The sequence below is a fragment of the Streptomyces poriticola genome, assembly GCF_036689765.1.
GTDB lineage: Bacteria > Actinomycetota > Actinomycetes > Streptomycetales > Streptomycetaceae > Streptomyces > Streptomyces poriticola.
The window spans coordinates 16,815-37,314 of record NZ_JBAGKH010000035.1 but is presented as its reverse complement, the minus strand read 5'-3'; the positions used below and the strand labels follow the sequence as shown (position 1 = coordinate 37,314).

Annotated in this window: 18 protein-coding genes and 2 pseudogenes; 8 read left to right on the top strand and 12 right to left on the bottom strand. The window is 74.5% G+C overall.

Annotated features, from left to right (window positions below):
• Window positions 1–33 precede the first annotated feature (33 nt).
• Window positions 34–453, bottom strand: a complete 420-nt coding sequence (locus tag V5O46_RS28100; RefSeq protein ID WP_332887515.1) for a hypothetical protein — start codon at window positions 451–453, stop codon at window positions 34–36.
• 130 nt (window positions 454–583) lie between these two features.
• On the opposite strand from V5O46_RS28100, the gene V5O46_RS28095 reads away from it, so the two are divergent.
• From V5O46_RS28095 to V5O46_RS28085, 3 genes are all read left to right on the top strand, one after another.
• Window positions 584–907 (top strand): hypothetical protein, encoded by a 324-nt coding sequence (locus tag V5O46_RS28095; RefSeq protein WP_332887514.1) that lies wholly within the window; start codon window positions 584–586, stop codon window positions 905–907.
• An 88-nt stretch (window positions 908–995) separates the two neighbouring features.
• Window positions 996–1,745, top strand: a complete 750-nt coding sequence (locus V5O46_RS28090; RefSeq protein ID WP_332887513.1) for a maleylpyruvate isomerase family mycothiol-dependent enzyme — start codon at window positions 996–998, stop codon at window positions 1,743–1,745.
• A 417-nt stretch (window positions 1,746–2,162) separates the two neighbouring features.
• Window positions 2,163–2,471 carry a hypothetical protein gene (locus V5O46_RS28085; protein ID WP_332887512.1) on the top strand — a complete coding sequence of 103 codons (309 nt, stop codon included), beginning with the start codon at window positions 2,163–2,165 and terminating at the stop codon, window positions 2,469–2,471.
• 960 nt (window positions 2,472–3,431) lie between these two features.
• Here the strand turns inward: V5O46_RS28085 and V5O46_RS28080 are convergent.
• From V5O46_RS28080 to V5O46_RS28045, 8 genes and pseudogenes are all read right to left on the bottom strand, one after another.
• Window positions 3,432–3,713: pseudogene (locus tag V5O46_RS28080) on the bottom strand (trypsin-like serine protease); the annotation flags it as partial.
• Window positions 3,714–3,813: 100 nt separating this feature from the next.
• Window positions 3,814–5,139 (bottom strand): lipase family protein, encoded by a 1,326-nt coding sequence (locus tag V5O46_RS28075; RefSeq protein ID WP_332887511.1) that lies wholly within the window; start codon window positions 5,137–5,139, stop codon window positions 3,814–3,816.
• Between the two features lie 206 nt (window positions 5,140–5,345).
• Window positions 5,346–5,948, bottom strand: coding sequence for a 3'-5' exonuclease (locus tag V5O46_RS28070; protein WP_332887510.1), 603 nt, complete (start codon window positions 5,946–5,948; stop codon window positions 5,346–5,348).
• Between the two features lie 61 nt (window positions 5,949–6,009).
• Window positions 6,010–8,076 carry an iron ABC transporter permease gene (locus V5O46_RS28065; RefSeq protein WP_332887509.1) on the bottom strand — a complete coding sequence of 689 codons (2,067 nt, stop codon included), beginning with the start codon at window positions 8,074–8,076 and terminating at the stop codon, window positions 6,010–6,012.
• Window positions 8,077–8,083: 7 nt separating this feature from the next.
• Entirely contained in the window at window positions 8,084–9,076 is a 993-nt protein-coding gene (locus tag V5O46_RS28060) for an iron-siderophore ABC transporter substrate-binding protein (RefSeq protein ID WP_332887508.1), read from the bottom strand.
• Window positions 9,073–9,933 (bottom strand): ABC transporter ATP-binding protein, encoded by an 861-nt coding sequence (locus tag V5O46_RS28055; protein ID WP_332887507.1) that lies wholly within the window; start codon window positions 9,931–9,933, stop codon window positions 9,073–9,075. The genes V5O46_RS28060 and V5O46_RS28055 overlap by 4 nt, the downstream gene beginning before the upstream one ends.
• Window positions 9,934–10,016: 83 nt before the next feature.
• Window positions 10,017–10,808 carry an SAM-dependent methyltransferase gene (locus V5O46_RS28050; protein WP_332887506.1) on the bottom strand — a complete coding sequence of 264 codons (792 nt, stop codon included), beginning with the start codon at window positions 10,806–10,808 and terminating at the stop codon, window positions 10,017–10,019.
• Between the two features lie 131 nt (window positions 10,809–10,939).
• Entirely contained in the window at window positions 10,940–11,737 is a 798-nt protein-coding gene (locus V5O46_RS28045; RefSeq protein WP_332887505.1) for a ribonuclease BN, read from the bottom strand.
• Between the two features lie 234 nt (window positions 11,738–11,971).
• On the opposite strand from V5O46_RS28045, the gene V5O46_RS28040 reads away from it, so the two are divergent.
• Together V5O46_RS28040 and ku are read left to right on the top strand one after the other, a co-directional pair.
• A complete protein-coding gene (locus V5O46_RS28040; protein ID WP_332887504.1) occupies window positions 11,972–12,889 on the top strand; it encodes a hypothetical protein in 918 nt (305 codons plus the stop codon).
• A 90-nt stretch (window positions 12,890–12,979) separates the two neighbouring features.
• Complete coding sequence (ku, locus tag V5O46_RS28035; protein WP_332887503.1) at window positions 12,980–13,996, top strand: non-homologous end joining protein Ku; 1,017 nt, start codon at window positions 12,980–12,982, stop codon at window positions 13,994–13,996.
• 60 nt (window positions 13,997–14,056) lie between these two features.
• Here the strand turns inward: ku and snpA are convergent, their stop codons facing one another.
• Window positions 14,057–14,755 (bottom strand): snapalysin, encoded by a 699-nt coding sequence (gene snpA, locus V5O46_RS28030; RefSeq protein WP_332887502.1) that lies wholly within the window; start codon window positions 14,753–14,755, stop codon window positions 14,057–14,059.
• A gap of 200 nt (window positions 14,756–14,955) precedes the next feature.
• Between snpA and V5O46_RS28025 the strand changes: the two genes are divergently transcribed.
• Window positions 14,956–15,912, top strand: a complete 957-nt coding sequence (locus V5O46_RS28025; RefSeq protein WP_332887501.1) for a LysR family transcriptional regulator — start codon at window positions 14,956–14,958, stop codon at window positions 15,910–15,912.
• Between the two features lie 307 nt (window positions 15,913–16,219).
• Here V5O46_RS28025 and V5O46_RS28020 read toward each other — a convergent pair whose 3' ends face one another.
• Window positions 16,220–16,741 (bottom strand): molybdenum cofactor biosysynthesis protein, encoded by a 522-nt coding sequence (locus V5O46_RS28020; RefSeq protein ID WP_332887500.1) that lies wholly within the window; start codon window positions 16,739–16,741, stop codon window positions 16,220–16,222.
• 116 nt (window positions 16,742–16,857) lie between these two features.
• On the opposite strand from V5O46_RS28020, the gene pgm reads away from it, so the two are divergent.
• Window positions 16,858–18,498, top strand: a complete 1,641-nt coding sequence (gene pgm / locus V5O46_RS28015; RefSeq protein WP_332887499.1) for a phosphoglucomutase (alpha-D-glucose-1,6-bisphosphate-dependent) — start codon at window positions 16,858–16,860, stop codon at window positions 18,496–18,498.
• Window positions 18,499–18,599: 101 nt separating this feature from the next.
• A pseudogene (locus V5O46_RS28010) lies at window positions 18,600–19,491 on the top strand (AraC family transcriptional regulator); the annotation flags it as partial.
• 90 nt (window positions 19,492–19,581) lie between these two features.
• Here V5O46_RS28010 and V5O46_RS28005 read toward each other — a convergent pair.
• Window positions 19,582–20,415: an SAM-dependent methyltransferase gene (locus V5O46_RS28005; protein WP_332887498.1), complete on the bottom strand. Its 834-nt coding sequence runs from the start codon at window positions 20,413–20,415 to the stop codon at window positions 19,582–19,584.
• Window positions 20,416–20,500: the final 85 nt, after the last annotated feature.

Sequence of the window (20,500 nt, the reverse complement as noted above, 5' to 3'; positions counted from 1 at the left end):
TCGCGCCGCGCACGACCGCGGGCCTCACCGGCTTCACCGGCGGCGTGCGGGATGCAGGGCCGCCCGGACGGCCCCGGCAGCGAGCCGGGCGAGTCGTCGCCGGGTGGCGGCGGCGTGGGCCCGGGCGGCTGACCGGCCTTCGTCACGCCGCGCCGTGCCGCTCGGCGGTCCCTGCGCCACCCGGTCGACGACCAGTCGGTGCGGATCGTCTCCGTACACCGACGGCAGCCGGACGGCTCCGGCACCGGCGAGCCGGCGCAGCTCCGCCGCCTCGGCGCGGGCGGCGCCGTCGCCGTCGCCGCGTTTGACCATCACCACCCGGCGGTCGTCCAGGGTCACCTCGGTGAGTCCCGCAGACAGCCGGCGCTCACCAGCGACCGCCCGGCCGGTCAGCCGGGCCGCCGCGGCAGCGGGCGTCTCGCCGTCGCCGCAGGGGGAGTTCGTGGCACACACGGCGCCCAGCCTACGGGTCCCGCCGGCCACTGCTCCCGGTCCGTCAGCGCCACGACCGCATCCCGCCGACCCGGTGAAAAAGCGGGGTCGGGCCGAGGGAGTCCCGGCGTGCCGGGGGACCGATGGGAACATGAACAGTTCTGCGTTCCACCGCACCATCACCCTCCCCGCCCCGGTGTGCGAACAGGCCGCACAGCACCTCGAGCGCGCGGTGCAACGGGCCATCGACGGCGCCGCCGCCCCCTGGCGCGCGTTCCGCGGGGCCTCGGGCGACGACATCGCCCTCCCCCTCCCCGTCGTCGAAGAGGCCGCCGCCTGCCTGCTGGTGCTGGCCGCCGACAGCGCGCAGAGCCTGCGCCCCTCCGCGCTGCGCGCCCTCATCGGCGTCGCCCTGCACCTGAGGGACGCAGCCGAGGCCGTCCGCCGTCCCACCGTCCCCGTCCCGGCCTGGTGACACCGGGGAGGCCCCCGCCCGGAGACGTCCTCCGGTTACCGGGAAAAGGACGTGCTGAGCAGGCGGGGACTGTGCTGCACTCTCCGGCATGGATTTCCCGCGTCTGCTCGACCGTCTGGCCGCCGACTTCGCCCGGCTGCGCTCCACCGCCGCGACCGATCCGACCGCGCCGGTGCCGACCTGCCCCGGCTGGACCGTCGCCGACCTGGCCCGGCACGTGGGCGAGGTGTACGTCCACAAGACCGTCGCCATGCGGGACGGCATCGAACCCGAGCCGTGGCCGCCCGCGGAGTTCGCCCGGGAGGAACCCCTGGCCCTCCTCGACCGCGGATACGCCGGGCTGCGCGAGGAGTTCGCCGTCCGCGCCCCCGAGGACCCGGCAGCCGCCTGGTACGCCCCTGACCAGAGCGTCGGCTTCTGGATCCGGCGCATGGCGCAGGAGACGGTCGTCCACCGCATCGACGCCGAGCTGGCCACCGGGCAGCCCGTCGCGCCCGTACCGGCCGACCTGGCCGTGGACGGCATCGACGAGCTGCTGAAGGTGTTCGTCGCGTTCTCCGTCGCCGAGTGGGCCGAGGAGTTCACCGATGTCCTCGCAGCCTCGCCCGGCCGTGACTTCCTGGTGCGGACCGACGGCGCCGCCTGGCGGGTGCGGACCGGCCCGGACCGGTTCACCGTCACCGACGGCCCCGGCGACGGACCGGCCGACGTGACCGTGAGCGGCCCGCCGCAGACCGTGCTGCGATGGCTGTGGAACCGCGGCGGCGACCCCGCCGTGCAGGGCCCCCAGGAGGCGGTGGAGGAGCTGCGGCGCTGCGTCGTCGTGGCGACCTGGTGAGCGGCCCGGCGGGCCGGACGGTCGGCCGGGCAGGCGGCAGCACACCCGTACCGGCCCGTGGACGCCCCGCCGTCGACGAGGACTGCATCCGCACCGCACCCGCAGGGCGGGACGACCGGCCCGGCTGCACCGACCCCGCCGTCCTGCCCGCGGTCTTCGCGGCGCCCCGCCTCCACCTCGACCCGGGCCGGCCTTCGTCCCGGACGACGGACACGGCCGGGCGGTCGGACAGGCCCCGGCACGGCCGACACCCCGCGGTCGGCCGCGGAGTTCCGCACCCGCCTGCTGCCCACGGCCGCCGGCCGTCACCCGGCACCCACCGGCCCGCCGGGCACCCCGGACGAGGCGATGCGGGCGCTGCCGCACCGCCCCTGACACCACAGGGGAGTGACGGCCGGATCCGGGCACCCGGGAGATATGGACACGCACCGCACACAGCAGACCGGCGCCGAGGAGCGCGGCACCGTCGAGCGGCTGGTGGCGGCCTGGCTGGCGGAGACCGAACGATACGACCGGGCCGCGGCCGGCGAGGCCCGGGCCGGCTGGGAACGCGGCTCGCTGTCACCCCGGGCCGCCGAGGAGCTGGCCATCTGGGTCACCGCCCGGGTCACCGACACCGGCTTCAACGAGGACGAGGGCCGGCAGGTCGAGGCGCCGGTGCGGATCACCCCGGCCGACAAGGACACCGTGCACGGCTGGCTGCGGGCGCAGGGACACCGGGTGTGAGGCCCGCCCACACCTCCTCCCGGGGGTGCCACTCCGGCTCCGATCCGCTCAGCCTGCGTGGACGCTCCGCCTGAGCGGTGGTTCATGGCGGGTGGGGCCGTGATCATCCTCGCTGGCGGCGTGCTGGCCTTGGTGCATGCCGGGAACCCGGCTCTCAGGTACCTGCCGCTGGTGACGAGTCTGACGGGTGCACTGATCACCGTGACGGGTGCGAAAGGCCGCCGGAGATCCACGGGAGGCCGCCGTGGCCGGGTCGACGTCCAGGAGGGCGCCCGCCCACGTCCACGGCATCCACACCCGGACGGGCTGGGGGGCGACTTCCGGCACGCACCGGTCGCCGACTTCGAGGCGACCACCGTCCGGGCCGTCGAGAAACTCCACGGAGCCACGCACCCGGGGTGAGGGCCGGGCGGCCGAACCGGGGCCGAACGGCGCAGTGTTCCCAGCTGCCCGGTGCCCGTACCGAAAGCGCAGGTGAACCGGGTCGCCGTCACCCGAATGGCCGTCGAACGGTACGGGTGACCGGCCGGCGCGGTGTCTCCTGGAGAGTGACAGCGGCGTCCACTCCGGGAGGCCGGAATGTACGAGATGTGCGTGGGCCCGGAAAGGCCGGGCGGAGCATTGGTGTGGCATGTCATGGCGAAACAGGCAGCGGCCACGTTGTGCGGACAGAAGCTGCGCGAACGGGTCGCCTCGACCGAAGGCGAGCGGGCACGGCACTGCCCTGACTGCATGGCGTCGTTCGAGAAACTCATGGCCACGACTCCCTGCTGACGGGTGTCGGGCAACCGGGGCCGCCCCGCCGCACCCGACGGCGGGGCGGCCCCCGGCCGTGCGGTCGGGGTGACGGTCGGCCGGGTGCGTGGTCCTAGGGCTGCGCTGTCCCGGTGATCTTTCGCACGGGGGTGCGCCGCGGCTTCTCCGCGGGGCGCTGCTGCCGATTGACCGGCGCAGCGGCCGGCACGGCGCGGACCCCTGCCGCCGGTCCCCCTGCCGCCGGTCCCCGCCGGACGCCGACGAGCGACGGGTCCTGCTGAACGAGCCGCCGGAGTCGCCGCCCTCGGCGCAGACGCTGGTCCTGGTCGTCTGGTGCATCGCGCCCTGGCGGTAGTTGACGGGCTCGTTCCTGGCGAGCACCGTGCCGCAGCCCCAGTGGGTGGTGGAACCCGAGCGGCAGACCGAGGTGCCGGCGGGGGCCTCGGCCGGGCCCCGCGCCAGCCGGTCCGGCACGGTGCCCCAGCCGCTGCACTGTCACGCAACTCCGTCGCGTCGCGCACGGGTCCGGCCGCCCCTCCGTCCTGTGGGGTGGTGAAGGAGCGGCCGGCGTCGGCGGGGCGTCCGGTCAGGGCTGGAAGGGCATCGTCCAGCAGTTGGATCCGGCGCGCTTCCCGGTGAGACGGTCGGTGAGCCAGTCCAGGGCCTCGCCCTGGTCGGCCAGGAGCGGGGCGAAGTGGTTGAGCAGTCCGTTGCCGACGCTCGGGACGAGCACCGCGTCGTAGGTCACCCGGGCGCCCTTGCGGCACCAGTCGACGGCCAGCCGGCGGGACTGGGCGTGCGGGACCAGGTCGTCGGCCACCCCGGTGGCCACCCGCACGGGGCTCGCGGGCTTCCGGTCGCCGATGCGCTGCCGGTCGAGGAAGGACTGCAGCGCCGGTTCGGAGCGGATGATCTCGGTCACCGACTGTCCGGTGGTGGTCCAGTCCGTGCTGCGCGTCGAGCGGTAGGAGAACAGTGCGTCGGCGACGCACATGGTGGACAGGTCCTGCAGCGCCTCGCGGCCGGCCTGGTTGAGATACCGGTCGGCGACCGGGCGCAGGGCCGGGTCCGTCTGCAGGAAGCCGTTGAGCGACCAGCCCAGCGCGCCGGCCAGGTCGCTGCCGTCGATCGCCTTGGTGACCTCGGTCAGATCGGCGGGCGGGGCGCCGGCATAGGTGCCCGCCAGCCGGACGTCGGGGGCGTAGGACGGCTGGAGCTCGGCCGCGGCGGCCGTCGCACCGCCGCCCTGGCTGTAACCGAAGAGCCCCACCGGGGAGGCGTCGGTGACGGACGCCTGCTCCAGCGCCCGGGCGGCGCGCACGGCGTCCAGCACCGCGTGGGCGCCGTCGACGCGGTTGACGTACGTGTGCAGCCGGTCGGTGGTGCCGAGGCCGGCGTAGTCGGTGACGACGACCGCGATGCCGCGGGCCAGCAGCCGGTGGATCACCAGGTCCTCGTAACCGACCGACACCGTCTTGCCGTTGAACAGCAGCGGACGCTCCAGTCCCAGCGAGGCGGCGCACTGGTCGCCCTGGCCCATCGTGCCCGGGGCGACCGCGACCAGCGGGCGCGGTCCGTCGCCGCGCCACCGCGCGGCCGGCTCCAGATAGGCGCCGGTCACCGCGACCGGACCGCCGTTCGCGTCCGTCGACTTGTACATCAGCCGGGTCGCCCGGCCCGGCAGCGGTCCGTCGAGGCCGGGCAGGCTCAGCGCGAGGCGCAGCGGTTCCGTGCGGACGAGCGCACCGTCGGCCGCGGGCAGCGTGGCGGGCGGGGTGTAGAAGGCCGGGATCTCGACACCGCGGGAGACCTCGGTGGCCGTTCCGTCGGAGGCGGCTGCGGGAACGGCCTGGGCGCCGACGGCGAGCACCGCGGCGACAGCCGTGGCGAGCAGACGCGGGCGTACGGGCATGGCGGGACCTCCTGGGGAGGAAGGCGGACCGTCGTCCACGGTCCGGTGGGGTGGTTCGCGCTGCTCCTGTGGGGTTACGGGACGGTAACCGGACAGGAGTTACCCGAGGTAGCGTCATGATGGTTACGGTTCAGTAACTTGACGCTCCGTCTAACAGGCGCCACCGTACGAGGCATGGGAACGGGCGGCTCCTCCGCCCTGAGCGGTCAGTCCGACCGCTCCTGCGGCCAGGCGCCCCGCTCCATCAGGTCCAGCACCAGCGCCGCGACGTTCCAGGCGTCGTCCACGCCGCGGTGGTGCCGCCCCTGCAGCGGCAGCCCGGCGATCTCCAGCGCCTGCGCCATGCCCGGCCGGCGCGGCAGTCCGTACGCCTCGGTGAACACCGCCTTGGCATTGGTGTGCGACCGCTCCGGCGCATGCCCGAACGGCACCGCCACGCCCGTGGCCCGGCACTGGCGCACGAACTGCCGCCGGTCGTAGTCCACCCAGCTCGCCCACGGCCGCGCGCCGGCGTCGTGCTCGCGGGCCAGGACCCGGCAGGCCTCGGCGAAGCCGACGCCGGAGCCGGCCTCCCGGGCGGTGATGCCGGTGAGCTCGGTGCAGAAGGAGCTGACCGCCGACCGGTCCGGCCGCACCAGGATGCGATGCCGGGCCACCCGCTCACGGGCCGTCACGTCGACGACGGCCAGCCCGATCTCGATGATCTCGCTCACCGAGCCCGGCGGCGGCTGCCCCGCCCAGCAGGTGGCCTCCACGTCGATGACGTTGAGCAGCTCCCGATGGCCACCTGCGGCGGCGTGTCCCTCCATGGCCGCACCGTAGAAGGGACACGCGAGCGCCGTCACCCGGTTTTCCGCCGGCCGCGTGGGGCTATCGCCGGGTGCGGACCAGCAGGTACAGGAAGTACGGCGTCCCGATCACCGCGGTCATCAGACCGGCCCCCAGCTGTGCCGGGGCGATCACCGTACGGCCCAGCAGATCGGCCGTGCACACCAGCGTGGCGCCCAGCAGGAGCGCGACCGGGACGACCCGCACATGCCGCCGGCCCACCAGTGCCCGTGCCGCGTGCGGAGCCACGAGCCCGACGAAGCCGATGGTGCCCGCGCAGGCCACCGCCGTCGCGCTGAGCAGCACGCTCAGCACCAGGAAGCCGAGCCGGCCCGCGCCCAGCCGCAGTCCCAGCAGCCGGGGCGTGTCCTCGTCGAGGGAGACCAGGTCCAGCTCGGTGCGCCGGGCCACCGCAACGGCGACCCCCACCGCAAGCACCAGCGCGACCGGCAGCACATCGGGCGTCCTCCGCCCGTAGGTGGAACCGGACAGCCAGGTCAGGGCCTTGGTCGCGTTGAACGGGTCGGTGAGCACGATGAGCAGGCTGATCAGGGCCGTGGACGCGGCGGCGACCCCGATGCCGACCAGGACCAGCCGGTTCTGCCGGAAGCCGCCGCGGGCGGCCAGCCCGAAGACCAGCACCGCGGCCACCCCGGCGCCCCCGAAGGCCGCTCCGGCCACGCTCCAGGTCGCGGCCACCGGCACGGTCGTCACCAGGATCACGGCACCGAGCGCCGCACCCCCGGACACGCCCAGCACGCTGGGCTCGGCCAGCGGATTGCGGGTCACCGCCTGCACCAGCGTGCCCGCCAGCGCGAGCGCCGCACCGGCGCACAGCGCCGCCAGCACCCGCGGCACCCGGGTGTCCAGGACGAACGAGACGGTCTGCCCGGCCTGCCCCCGCGCCCAGTTGACGACATCGCCGAGCAGCAGCTTGGTGTCGCCGACCAGTACCGCGGCGATCACGATGCCGACGAGCGCGGCCACCAGCACGGCGACGGTGGCCACGAACGCCGCCCGGCCCGGGATCCGCAGCCGGTCCGGCGCCGGGACCCCGGCCGTGTCGCGCAGCCGCACGGCCATCACGACCAGGAACGCGGCGCCGACCAGGCTGGTGACGACGCCCGTGGGCACGGCGACCGCGGTGTCCGACGGGACGAGCGCCCGCAGCAGCACGTCCGAGCCGAGCACCAGCGCCGCCCCGGTCAGACCGGCCGCGGGCAGGACCACCCTCGACCGTGCGAAGCCGCGGAACCGGCGGGCGAGCGGGCGCACCAGGGCGGGCGCGCACAGACCCACGAACCCGATGGGCCCGGCCAGGGTGACGGCCGCCGCGGACAGCAGCGCGGCCAGCAGGACCACCGTGACCCGGGTGGTCCGCACCGGGACGCCGAGCCCCCGCGCGGCGTCGTCGCCCAGGGCGAGCGCGTCCACCCGGCGGCCCGTCAGCAGCAGCCCCGTCAGCCCGGTCAGCGCCAGCGGCAGCATCCACAGGACGCCCTCGAAGCCGTTCTGGCCGATGCTGCCCTGGTGCCACTGGTACAGCCCCTGCGTCTCCTCGGGGAAGAGCAGCAGCAGGCCCTCGGTCACCGAGTTCAGGCCCAGCATCAGCGCGGTGCCGGCCAGGACCAGCCGGACGGTGCCGGTGCCGAGCCCGGACAGCCCGAGGACGACGGCCGCCGCCGCGGCCCCGCCCGCGAAGGCCACCCCGGAGGAGGCGAGCACGGGCAGCGACACGCCCGTCGCGGCGACTATGCCGAGCGCCAGATAGGAGCCGGCGTTCACCGCCAGGGTGTCGGGGGAGGCCAGTACGTTGCGGCTGACCGCCTGCAGGACGGCGCCGGCCGCGCCGAGGACGACGCCGACCAGGATGCCGGCGGTCATCCGCGGCAGCCGGGAGGCGATCACGACGGAGGAGTCGGCCGGATCGGCCTGCCCGGTCAGTGCCTTCCACACCTCGGCCGGGCCGACGGCGGCGGTGCCCTGGGTGATGTCGACGACGGCCAGGACGGCGACGAGCAGCACCAGCCCGGCCGTCACCGCGGCCGTGCCCGACCGGGTCGTGACCGCCGACGGGCGGGGGGCGGGCCTGGTCGCGGTGACGGCCATGGCCTCGCTACTTCGTCAGCGCGTCGACGGCGGCGTCGACGTACGCCTCCATCGACTCCGGACCGCCGAACATCCAGACGCCGTCGGGCAGCCGGTGCACCTCGCCGGCCTTCACGAACGGCAGGTTCTTCCAGACGGAGTTCTCCGCCAGGGCGCCGGTGAACGGGTTGCTGTTCTTGTCGCCGTCGTTGCCGATGTAGGCGAACCGCACGTCCTTCGGCAGGTCGGTGAGGCCCTCGACGTCGGTGGAGGCCAGCCCGTAGGCGGCGTCGCCCTCGACCGTCCAGGAGTTCTTCAGACCGAGCTCCTCGTTGACGGCGCCGATCAGGGAGCCGCTGGTGTACGGGCGGATGGAGACCTGGTTGGAGACGACGTAGCCGTCGGCGAAGGCGTACTGCGCACCGGCCAGCCCGGCGTCGGCCAGCGCCTTCCTGCCCTCGGCGACCTTCGCCTCGAAGCCCTCGCGGGCCTTCTCGGCCTTGTCCGTGGTGCCGGTGGCCTTCGCGATGAGGTCGAGGTTGGTGAACATCTGCCCGATCTGGTCGGAGGCGACGGCGGACTTCACCTCCAGGACCGGGGCGACCTCGCGCAGCTGCTTCACGGCGGCGGGCGGCAGGTCGTCGGTGGCGACGATGAGGTCCGGGGCGAGCGAGGCGATGGTGTCCATGCTCGGCTCGCCGCGGGTGCCGATGTCCTTGGGGTCGTTCTTCAGCGGGACGGCGGTGTCCCAGGTCTTGTAGCCCTTGACGTCCGCTACGCCGACCGGGTCGATCCCGAGCGTGATCAGGCTCTCGACGACGTTCCACTCGGTCGCGACCACCTTGGTGGCCGGTCCGTCGAGCTTGACCTCCTTGCCCGCGCCGTCGGTGAGGGTGATGGCCTCGGCGGGCTTCTTCGAGCTGTCGGAGCTGTTGTCGGCGGCGGGTTCGGTGGTGCCGCAGCCGGCCAGGGTGAGTGCCGCGGCGGTGGCGGTCGCGGCGGTGAGCAGGAGGCGTCTCATGAGGTGGTGCCGAGCCTTTCGGGTCGTATGTGATGGCGGCCGATCGCGCGGGTGCGCAGCCGGTCGGTGAGGGGGTCGGTGTCGACCTCGATGCGGATGCCGTAGACGGCGGTGAGGCGTTCCGCGGTGAGCACGTCCTCGGGGCGGCCGTCGGTGACGATCCGTCCCGCTTCGAGCAGCGTGATCCGGTCGGCGACGGCAGCGGCCTGGTCGAGGTCGTGCAGCACGACACCGACGGCGATGCCGTGCACGTCCGCCAGATCGCGGACGAGGTCGAGGAGTTCGATCTGGTAGCGGAGATCCAGGTGGTTGGTCGGCTCGTCGAGGAGCAGGACCCCGGTCTCCTGGGCGAGGCAGCTCGCGAGCCACACCCGCTGCAGCTGGCCGCCGGAGAGGTGGTCCGCGGCGCGGTCGGCGAGGTCCGTGACGCCGGTCAGCGCCAGCGCCCGGTCGACCGCTTCCGGGCCGTGCGGATCGGGTCGGCCCCAGCGGCCCCGGTACGGGTAGCGGCCGAACTCGACGACGTCCCGGACGGTCAGCCCGCCGGGCGTCGGCCGTCCCTGCGTCAGCAGGGCGACACACCGGGAGAACTCACGGGCGGTCAGGGCCAGCCCGTCGGTGTCCCCGTCGATCCTGAGCGCGGCACCGCGGGCCCGCTGCAGCCGCGCCACGGCCCGCAGGAGGGTCGACTTGCCGCTGCCGTTCGGCCCGACCAGGACCGTCACTTCGCCGGGGCGCAGTTCGACCGCCGCGCCGTGCACGACGTCGCTGCCGTCGTAGGCCACGGTCACATCCGTGGCCGACAGCTCATGACCGCGCAGACGGGAGGCCCCGGCCCCTTCTTCACCAGATCTCACGCGACGAAGGTTAGCCTAACCTAAAATCCCCTGGTGAGAGTGGGCCGCTGTGCCGCGCGTCACGTCGATCGCGCCCGGGACGGTCAGGGGATGCGGGCCACCGCCGCGTAGATGCCGCTGTCGTCCGGGGCGGGCGGCTGCTGGTCCGGGGCGTGCCACTCGGTCGTCGTGACCAGCCCGGGCGGCAGCAGTTCCAGCCCGTCGAAGAAGCGGGCCACCTCGGCCCGGCTGCGGAAGGCCAGGTGGATGCCGGCCCGTGCGTACTGCGTGACGGCCTGCTCCGCCAGGTCCGGGAACAGGTCGGCCGTGGCGTGCGTCAGCACCAGATGGCTGCCCGGCGCCAGCGCACCGACCAGTTCCCGGACGATGCCGTGGGCGTCCTGCTCGTCCGGCACGAAGTGCAGCAGGGCGATCAGCGACAGCGCGACCGGCCGGCCGAGGTCCAGCACCTGTCCGGCGTGCCGCACGATCGCCTCCGGCTCGCGCACGTCGGCGTGGACGTAGTCGGTCGCGCCGTCCGGATGACTGACGAGCAGCGCCTCCGCGTGCCGCAGCACGATCGGGTCGTTGTCGGCGTAGACCACCCGGGCCGCCGGAACGGTCCGCTGGACGATCTGGTGCAGATTGGGCTCGGTCGGGATGCCCGCCCCGATGTCCAGGAACTGGTCGACCCCGCACGCGGCCAGATGGGCCGCGGCACGGTGCATGAACGCGCGGTTCTGCCGGGCCCCCGTCCGCGCCTCGGGCGGCAGCTTCTCGCCGACCGCCTCGTCGACCGGGTAGTTGTCCTTGCCGCCCAGCAGCCAGTCGTACACCCGCGCCGGATGCGCCCTGCTGGTGTCGATCACGGGCGGCCGGGAAGGGTCCGTCGTCATGGCAGGCTCCAGCGTCGGCGGGCGGTCGGGTCCTCCGTGCGGTTCCCGATCATCGTACGGTGTCATGTGCGGGCCGGGCCACGGGAGTTGGGCTTCCGCCGCACCCCGACGGGACGGGGCGTCGCGGGGGCTCAGGCGGCCCGGGAGCCGCGGGGCCACCAGTGGTGCTCGCAGAACCAGCACCCGACCAGGGCACCGCCGTACACCACGAACCCGACCCCGATGAACCACGACTCCACCACCAGTACGATGCCGACGGCGCCGTAGCTGATCGCGTTGTCGAGGATGAGCGGCGTGAACACCAGGTGGGAGAAGCCGCGCAGCCCCGCCAGGCCCGCCATGGTGGCCAGCGCCCCCGGCAGCAGGTCGAGCCAGCGGACCTGACCCCCCAGCAGGAAGTGCTGCGCCCACCAGAAGAACAGCAGGCCGGTCACCGTGGACAGCAGGATCCGCAGCGATCCGTGCAGCGCGGTGCGGGTCTGCACCTCCTGGTAGAGATAGGCGGTCAGCGCCGCCACCCAGGTCAGCTGACGCCAGACCCGGTGCCACGGGCCCGAGGGCAGCCCCCAGATCCGCTCGTAGCCGTTCTGCACGCTCGCCGCGAACGCCACGCCGAACACGGCCAGTGCCAGACCGCCCCACACACTGGTCGTTCCGATCACCTCGGGCGGCGGGCTGATGATGTCGGTCAGCACCTGCGCCGACCGGCCCGACAGCCCCATGCCGTCGGCCAGCCAGGACGCGAAGCCGCCGCGGCCGAGCGGATCGGCTGCGGCCACCACGATCAGCAGCGGGGCCAGGGTGACCAGCGCGAGCGTGGCGAACCCCATCGCCCGGTGCATCAGCTCCAGGTCACGCCCGTGCCGGACCAGCGCGGTGCCGGCCAGCCGGGCCCACAGGGTGCGGAGCCTGGGCGGGAACCGGGTCACGGATGCGCTCCTCGGGGCGGTCCTCGGGACGGCTCCTGGACGCGGGTGCGGCGGCCCCGGGCCGGTTGCACCAACGTAGCCCGAGGCCCGGCGGCCCGCGCGCTGCGGACGGTGTGCCGGTCGGCCATGTGCGGTACCCGGGCCGCGGCAGCACCACGGGGGCGGGTGACGGTGACCGGCGCCGGCCGCGTCGCCGGGGTGCGGGGCGGACCCGGGCGGAGGAGTCTGAGGGGCATGCAGGGCAAGGGCACCCGGCGCGGCGGCGCCGCACCGGACGTGGAGGCGATGCTCGACGAGCTCTACACCACGCCGCCGCCCGGCTTCGTCCCCCGCCGCGAGGAACTGGCCGCAGCCGCCAGGACGGCGGGCCGTGCCGAGGACGCACGGCGGATCCACGCGGCCCGCCGGCCCACCCTCGCCGCATGGGCGGCGAACCTGCTGCTGCGGGACCGGCCGGAGGAGGCCGGGCGGCTGCTGGAGCTCGGAGAGTCGCTGCGCGAGGCCTACCGCACTCTGGACGCCGGCGAGCTGAAGTCGCTGTCCGCGCAACGGCGCATCGTCGCCGCGCTGACGGCCCAGGCCGCCCGGCTGGCGGAGGAGGCCGGCCAGCCGCTCTCGGCCGCCGTCCGCCAGGACGTCGAGACCACCCTGCAGGCCGTGCTCGCCGACCGGCACGCGGCCGACCGGTGGGCCACCGGCCGGCTGACGGGCGCCCTGACCCCGCCCTCGGCCTTCCCCGGCACCACCGCCGTCGAGCCCCGGAGGCCGGCGCCCGTACCGGCCCGTCGCACCACCGCACCCCCGCCGAAGGACCAGCTCGCCGAACAGCGCCGCAAACGGCGCGAGCGGCTCGAACAGGCCCGGGCAGCGGCCGGGACCGCCGCCGGCCTGCTCGACGCGCGGCGGACCGAACGGGCCGCCGCGCAGGCGGGCCTGCAGGCGGCCCGCGAGCACCGGGCCGAGGCCGAACAGGCGGTGACCGACGCGGAGCAGCGGCTGCGTCTGGCCCGCGAGGATCTCACCCGGGCCGACCGGGAGCGCCGGGGGGCCGAGGAACGCGACCGGGCGGCCCGGGAAGCCCTCACCACCGCCGAACGTGCGGCCCGCGCGGCGGAACGGGAGGTCGAGCGCCTGACCCGGCGCGACGGATAGCCCGCGGACGCCGCGGACGGGCGATCACCGCGGGCCGGGGATACCGTGTGGATCACTCGGCAGCCCCGAGCGCACGAGGAGTGGACGGCCATGGCACGCGCGATGTGGACCGGCGTGATCAGCTTCGGACTGGTCAGCGTGCCGGTCGGCCTGTTCACCGCGACGGAGGACCACAGCGTCCGCTTCCACCAGTTGCAGCGCGGCACCGCCGACCGGATCCGCAACCGGCGCGTCAACGAACGCACCGGCAAGGAGGTGTCCTCCCAGGACATCGTCAAGGGCTACGAGCTCGCCGAGGGCGAGTACGTCGTCGTGGAGCCCGACGAACTCGACGCGGTCGCGCCGGGCCGCTCCCGGACCGTCGAGATCACCGACTTCGTCGACCTCGCCGACATCGAGCCGGTGTACTTCGACCGCACCTACTACGTCGCCCCCCGCGGCCAGGAGTACGGGAAGGTGTACGAGCTGCTGCGCGCCGCGCTCGCGGAGACCGGCAGGGCCGGCATCGCCACGCTCGTCATGCGCGGCAGGCAGTACCTCACCGCGCTCCGGGCCGAGGACCGGCTGCTGGTCCTGCAGACGCTGCACTGGGCGGACGAGGTGCGCGACCCGGCCGCGGAGCTGCCGGACCTGCCCGGGCGGCGCGCCGGACGCGGGAAGGAACGCACCATGGCGGTGCAGCTGATCGATGCGATGAGCGGCCCCTGGGAGCCCGGCCGGTACCACGACACCTACCAGGAGAAGGTCCGCGAGATGGTGCGGGACAAGGCCGGGGGCAAGGAGATCGCGGCGGCCGGGGAACCCCCGAGCGCCACCGAGGTGGTCGACCTGATGGCCGTCCTGGAGGGCAGCCTCGACGAGGCCCGCGTCAGGAGCCGTGGCAAGGGCCGCGGGAGGTCAGCCGGACGGGGCGGGGAACGGCCGGGGAAGCGGACGGGCCGGCGGAGGGGCGCCGACCGGGACGAACTGCGGCGGCTGAGCAAGACGGAGCTGTACGAGCGCGCCTCCCGGCAGGACGTCCCCGGCCGCTCGAGGATGAGCCGTGACGAACTCGTGGACGCCCTGGTCGGCGGCGGACGGCGCCCGAAGAGGACGAGCGCCGCCTGACCCCCGGACGGTGGCCGCCGTCGCGGCGACCACCGCACCCGGGGGCGGTGCGTGTGTGCGCTAGCGCTGTGCGGACTTCTGCAGCGCCTTGTCCAGGGCCTGGGCGAAGCCGTGGGCCCACAGCTGGTTCACCCGGGCGCGCTCGCGCGCGTCCGGGTAGGGATTGGTGCAGGACGGACCGGGGCCGCCGCCCGACATCAGCTCGCTGCACGGACCCGAGTAGTGATCCGGCAGGCCGAGCACATGACCGGTCTCGTGCGCGGTGACCCGGGTCGAGTCGTACACCTGGTTCTGCCGGTGGTCGAGGAAGATGTAGCCGTTGCCGTGGCCGTCGGTGGACGCGTACGAGCCGCGCGGGTCGTTGCCCTGGTAGTACCTGAAGTCGGCACCCGAGCTCGACTCCTGCAGCCGCACGTTCGACACCGAGCTGTTCCAGATCTGGGTGCTGCGGGCTATCTGGGTGCGGAAGCTGGGCGCGCCCGCGGTGCTGTAGTACACGGTGACGGCCGCCGCGGAGTCCGGGGCCGCGGCGCGCTTCTCCGCGACGGATTCCAGCACCGCCTCGAAGAACGCACGGGTGTCCTGGGCCTCCTGACCCGACGGGTCGGCCGACGGCTGGTAGGCGGCGTACGTGCCCTGGTGCCGGGGAGCGGACTCGGGCTGGGGAGCAGCCGCCGTCGCCGTCGGGCCCGCGCCGAGGGCGGTGGCGGTCAGTCCGAGTCCGACTACGGCGGACAGCATGGGCAGGGACAGTCGCATCGATGACTCCTTGGGTGTGGGGGAGAAGTCGTCACCGGCGAGTCTGCGGTCCGTGCCCCTGTGCTGTGATGATGGCAACCGGCGATAGACCGGGGCTATCGCCGCGGCGTGAAAGCCCCGACCAAAGTGCTTGAACTCGCCCTGTTCCGCAGCCTTTTGTTCACCTGGCGTCGTCCCGCGTTCCGCTCTACGCTCCCCGCATGGAGCTCGAGGTGAGGCATCTGCGCGCGCTGTGCGCCATCGCCGACGCCGGGAGCCTGCACCGCGCGGCACGCCAACTGGGCGTCGCACAACCCACGTTGAGCACTCAGCTGGTGCGGATCGAACAGGCCCTGGGCGGCCCGCTGTTCGTCCGCGAGCGTACCGGCTGCCGGCCCACCCCGCTCGGCAGGACCGTGGTGGGCCGGGCCCGCCCGCTGCTGGCCGACATGCGCGCCCTCGTCCGCGAGGCGCGGGCCGCTGCGGCCGGCGGCGGCAGCCGGCTGCGCATCGGCTCCACCGCCAGCCGCGCGCTGGCCGGCTGGCTGCGCCGGCTCCGGCGCCCGGGCCGGGAACCGACGCTGCAGATGGACGTCTCCGCGAACGCGCTGCTGCGCGGAGTCGCCGCCGGGCAGCTCGACATCGCCTTCGTGCACGAGGTCGAGGGCTGTCCGCTGCGGGTCCCCGAGGGGCTGCGGCTGCGCGTCCTGGTCGAGCGGGAGCCGCAGTTCGTGATGGTGCCCGCCGCCCACCCGGCAGCCGCCCGGCAGGTCGTCCACCTCCGCGACCTGGCCGCCGACCGCTGGATGGTCGACCCCACGGTGGACGGCGAGTGGGACGGCGTCCACCGCATGCTGCGCACGGCCGGCCTGGACCCGCGGGTCCTGCACGGCGACTACCACACCGCCGCCTCCCTGGTGGCCACCGGTGACGTGGTGACCGTCTGCCAGCCCAGTTCCCAGTCCCGCCCCGACACCGCCGTCCGCCGCATCCACGGCGACCCGCTCGGCGTACGCCTGCTGCTGGCCGCCCGAACCCGTGCCGAACTGGACGCGGTCTACCCGGCACTGGAGGAGGCGTACTGGGAGGTGGCCCGGCAGTCCCCCGCCTACCGTGATCTGCTGGAGCCCCCGGGCCCGGCCGCACCGCACCGGCCCCTCGCGGCACCGGCGCCCTGATTCCGGCGGCCCACCCGGGAAGACCCCCTCCACCGCAACACCGGACACGGTCACCCCGACCACGGCCGCCCGCCTCCCCACCCCGCGAGCCACCGCCTCGCCCCCGGGCCCCCGCAGGCCCGACGTGCCCGAACCCGCCCGTCCTGGCGCCGCCGCACCCCTCCGGACACCGTCACGCGGCCACTGCGGCCCGTTGGCTGTCGGCCTGCTCCCCGTTGTGGAAGCCGTCGGCCCGGAAGCCGGCGCCCCGGCAGTCACCGACCCGGAAGTCGCCCGTCCGCGCCCGGGGCCGCCGTCGCGGGCACTGTCAGTCCGACGTGCCCGAGCCCGCGTACCCCTGCCCGACCACCCGGAAGGTCGCCGGGCCGACCGCGAGCACCCCGTCGCTCAGCGGCGTGCACCGCACCCCGCCCCCGCCGCGCAGCGCACGCTGCGCGCCCGGACCGACCGTGACGTCCATCCACGCACAGGGACGGGCGGGACGGTTCACCGCGAGCAGCACCGGACCGTGACCGCAGTCGAGGGCGACCGTCGCGCCGATGTGCGCGTCGATGTCGACACCGCGCAGCAGCACGTTGCGACGCGTGTGCCGCAGATCGGCGTCCGGGGCGATGTCCACCGGCAGCCGCTCCACGGCCATCACGGTCACCGCCGCGTCGCGGTGGGCCGCCCGCCCGAAGTACCGGTCGCCCACCAGTCCGAGACCGGCCCGCACCTCGACCCGCGCCACCCGCTCGTCGGCGGGGCCGGGCGCCGGCCCGTCCGCGGGCCTTCCGGCCAGCCGGTGCACGGCCGAGACCAGCAGCTGCACCACCTCGACCTCGGTCACACGCCCACCCTATGCCGCCCGCCCCGGCCCCGCGGGGCGGTGGTCACACCCCCGGTGGGCACAGGGGAAGATGGGACCGCGAGCCACCTGGACCACCGACGAGGAGGAGCTGGCCCATGCGACACGACCGCGCCGGCAAGCCGGCCGGAGCCGAGGACCTGATCGACGTCGCCCGGCTGGTGACGGCGTACTACGCGCTGCACCCCGACCCGGCCGAGCCGGGGCAGCGAGTGGCGTTCGGCACATCCGGCCACCGCGGATCGTCCCTGGCGGCGGCCTTCAACGACGACCACATCGCCGCGACCAGCCAGGCCATCTGCGAGTACCGCAAGGCACAGGGCACCGACGGGCCGCTCTTCCTCGGCGCGGACACCCACGCCCTGTCCGAGCCCGCCCGGACCACCGCCCTGGAGGTCTTCGCCGCCAACGACGTGACCGTGCTGATCGACACCGCCGACGGCCACACCCCCACCCCGGCGGTCTCGCACGCCGTCCTCACCCACAACCGGGGCCGCGCTTCCGGCCTCGCCGACGGCGTGGTGGTCACCCCCTCGCACAACCCGCCCGCCGACGGCGGCTTCAAGTACAACCCGCCCAGCGGCGGCCCGGCCGGCTCCGAGGCCACCTCCTGGATCCAGGACCGGGCCAACGACATCATCGCGGCCGGTCTGAAGGACGTGCGGCGGGTCCCGTACGCCCGCGCGCTCGCCTCGCCCGGCACCGGGCGGTACGACTTCCTCGACCGCTATGTCTCGGACCTGCCCGGCGTCCTGGACCTCGACGCGGTCCGGGCGGCCGGGGTGCGCATCGGCGCCGATCCGCTGGGCGGGGCGTCCGCCGCCTACTGGGGCCGCATCGCCGAGCAGCACCGCCTCGACCTGACGGTGGTCAATCCGCTCACCGATCCGACCTGGCGGTTCATGACGCTGGACTGGGACGGCAGGATCCGTATGGACTGCTCGTCGCCGCACGCGATGGCCTCCCTCATCGCCCAGCGCGACCGCTTCGACATCGCCACGGGCAACGACGCCGACGCCGACCGGCACGGCATCGTCACCCCCGACGCGGGCCTGATGAACCCCAACCACTACCTCGCCGCCGCCATCTCCTACCTCTACGCCCAGCGCGCCGACTGGCCCGCCGGAGCGGCCGTGGGCAAGACACTGGTCTCCTCCGGCATGATCGACCGGGTCGCCGCCGGACTCGGCCGCCGGCTGGTCGAGGTGCCCGTCGGGTTCAAATGGTTCGTCGACGGGCTGGCCGACGGCTCGCTCGGCTTCGGCGGTGAGGAGTCCGCGGGGGCGTCGTTCCTGCGCCGGGACGGCTCGGTGTGGACCACCGACAAGGACGGCATCGTCCTGGCCCTGCTCGCCTCGGAGATCACCGCCGTCACCGGCCGCACCCCCTCCGAGCACTACGCCGCGCTCACCGAGCGGTTCGGCTCCCCGGCGTACGCCCGTACCGACGCACCCGCCACCCGCGAGGAGAAGGCCCGGCTGGCCAGGCTGTCCCCCGCCCAGGTCACCGCGGACACGCTGGCGGGGGAGGCGGTCACGGCCGTTCTCAGCGAGGCGCCGGGCAACGGCGCCGCCATCGGCGGCATCAAGGTCACCACCGAGAACGCCTGGTTCGCGGCCCGCCCCTCGGGCACCGAGGACGTCTACAAGGTGTACGCCGAGTCGTTCCACGGTCCCGACCACCTCCACCGGGTCCAGGAGGAGGCCCAGCAGGTCGTCCTCGCCGCGCTCGGCGGCTGACCGGCCCGCGCCGCACCCGATCCGCGGGGGCACAGGATGTCGGGTCCGGCGGCTCGCCGCCCGCCTGGCGTGACGGCCGTACGTGGGGCAGGAGACCGGGCCTGCTGGACCGGCTCAACCAGGCCATGGAGCACGTCGAGCGGCATCTCGACCGGACCGGCGACGTCGCCGAACCGGCCCGGACCGCGGCCACCTCGGAGTACCACCTGCGCCGGATGGTCTCGGCACTGGCGGGCATACCGCTGTCCGAGTACATCAGGCGCCGCCGGCTCACCCTGGCGGGCGCCGAGGTCCTCGCCGGGCGCGAGACGCTGCTGGAGATCGCGGTGGGCTTACGGCTACGGCTACGGCTACGGCTACGGCTCGGGCGAGGCGTTCGCGCGGGCGTTCCGCGCCATGCACGGCGTCGGACCGGGCGAGGCCCGGCGCACCGGCGCCGAGATCGCTCCCAGCCCAGGATGGCCTTCCGGCTCACCATCGAAGGGAGCAGCAGTATGCGCTACCGCGTCGTCGACCGGCCGTCCTTCACCCCGGTCGGACCCAAGGCCCGGGTACCCCTGGTGCACGGGGCCCCGAACCAGGCCGTCGTGGACATCCCCCGCGGCCGGACCACGGGTCCTGGAGGACCGGGTCCTGGAGGACCTGGAGAGAGCTGTCCGACCAGGAGCCGCACGGCGTCGTCGCGGTCTGCGACGACCTGGACCCGAGCCGCGCGGAGGGCACCGAACTCGACTACTACCAGGCCGTGATCACCTCCGCGGCGGCCCCCGACGGCGCCACCGCACTGCCCGTCGATGCCGGCACCTGGGCGGTGTTCAAACCTCGGGTCCGGCCCCGCAGGCCATCCAGTACCTGTGGCGGGACGTGTTCACCCAGTGGTTCCGGTCGAACCCCTACCGCAGTCGCCCCGGCCCCGAGCTCCTGCGCACCACACCGTCGCAGGACGGGACCGAGGCCGACGCCGAACTGTGGCTCCCGGTGGAGCGGGAGCAGAGTCCGGCGCCGCACCGACACCGGAACGCCGGGGCGGGCGTCCCGCGGCCGTGGCCGGGACGCCGTGGCTCCGCCCGGCCCTCCGGCCGGTCAGGCCGTGGCCGGGCCGCCCGGCTTGCGGCCCACCCCGCCGAACATCGCCACCTCGGCGGGCGACGGGTCGTCGCCCGGTTCGGGGCGCCACCGGTTGCAGGACACCACGCCAGGGGAGAGCAGCTCCAGGCCGTCGAAGAACCCAGCTACGGCCTGCGGGGTGCGCTGCGTCAGCTTGGGGGTGCCGTGCTCGTTCCAGAACGCCACGGCCGCGTCGACATCGGGCATGTCCGGCCGGGTGATGGTGTGCGACAGCACCAGATGACTGCCCGCCGGGAGGGCGTCGAGCAGGCGCCGCACGATCCCGTACGCCTCGGTGTCGTCGTCGATGAAGATGACGACACCGAGCAGGATCAGCGCGACCGGCCGGCCGAGGTCCAGCGTCCGGGCGGCGTGCTCCAGGATCGCGTCGGCATTGCGCAGATCCTCGTCGAGATAGTCTGTCCGGCCCTCGGGGCTGCTGGTGAGCAGCGCCGCGGCGTGGGCGAGCACGATCGGGTCGTTGTCCACGTACACGATGCGTGATTCGGGCGCGATGCGCTGGGCCACCTCGTGGGTGTTGTCGGCGGTGGGCAGCCCGGTACCGATGTCGAGGAACTGGCGGACCCCGCAGTCGCGGACCAGATGGCGTACGGCGCGCCCGAGGAACTGCCGGTCGGCGAGGGCGTACTCGCCGATGCCGGGGTGCAGTTCGCGTATCCGGTCGCCGGTCTCCTGGTCGACCGGGTAGTGGTCCTTGCCGCCGAGCCAGTAGTTCCAGATCCGGGCCGTGTGCGGCTGGTCCGTCTTGATTCTGTCGCGCAGCTCGCTCGACACGGTGCTGTCGGTCATGCGGTGTCCTCCGGTCCGGGCGTGATCCCTTGCGGAGAACGGTAGTTGACTCCGCGGACGGGCGCGGAGCCCCCGGACAGGACCG

Coding starts and splice junctions, on each gene's coding strand:
- V5O46_RS28005 (WP_332887498.1), bottom strand. CDS start 20,415: ATGACCGACAGCACCGTGTCGAGCGAGCTGCGCGACAGAATCAAGACG.
- pgm (WP_332887499.1), top strand. CDS start 16,858: ATGCGACACGACCGCGCCGGCAAGCCGGCCGGAGCCGAGGACCTGATC.
- V5O46_RS28095 (WP_332887514.1), top strand. CDS start 584: ATGAACAGTTCTGCGTTCCACCGCACCATCACCCTCCCCGCCCCGGTG.
- V5O46_RS28050 (WP_332887506.1), bottom strand. CDS start 10,808: ATGACGACGGACCCTTCCCGGCCGCCCGTGATCGACACCAGCAGGGCG.
- V5O46_RS28070 (WP_332887510.1), bottom strand. CDS start 5,948: ATGGAGGGACACGCCGCCGCAGGTGGCCATCGGGAGCTGCTCAACGTC.
- V5O46_RS28060 (WP_332887508.1), bottom strand. CDS start 9,076: ATGAGACGCCTCCTGCTCACCGCCGCGACCGCCACCGCCGCGGCACTC.
- V5O46_RS28065 (WP_332887509.1), bottom strand. CDS start 8,076: ATGGCCGTCACCGCGACCAGGCCCGCCCCCCGCCCGTCGGCGGTCACG.
- V5O46_RS28040 (WP_332887504.1), top strand. CDS start 11,972: ATGCAGGGCAAGGGCACCCGGCGCGGCGGCGCCGCACCGGACGTGGAG.
- snpA (WP_332887502.1), bottom strand. CDS start 14,755: ATGCGACTGTCCCTGCCCATGCTGTCCGCCGTAGTCGGACTCGGACTG.
- V5O46_RS28090 (WP_332887513.1), top strand. CDS start 996: ATGGATTTCCCGCGTCTGCTCGACCGTCTGGCCGCCGACTTCGCCCGG.
- ku (WP_332887503.1), top strand. CDS start 12,980: ATGGCACGCGCGATGTGGACCGGCGTGATCAGCTTCGGACTGGTCAGC.
- V5O46_RS28075 (WP_332887511.1), bottom strand. CDS start 5,139: ATGCCCGTACGCCCGCGTCTGCTCGCCACGGCTGTCGCCGCGGTGCTC.
- V5O46_RS28025 (WP_332887501.1), top strand. CDS start 14,956: ATGGAGCTCGAGGTGAGGCATCTGCGCGCGCTGTGCGCCATCGCCGAC.
- V5O46_RS28085 (WP_332887512.1), top strand. CDS start 2,163: ATGGACACGCACCGCACACAGCAGACCGGCGCCGAGGAGCGCGGCACC.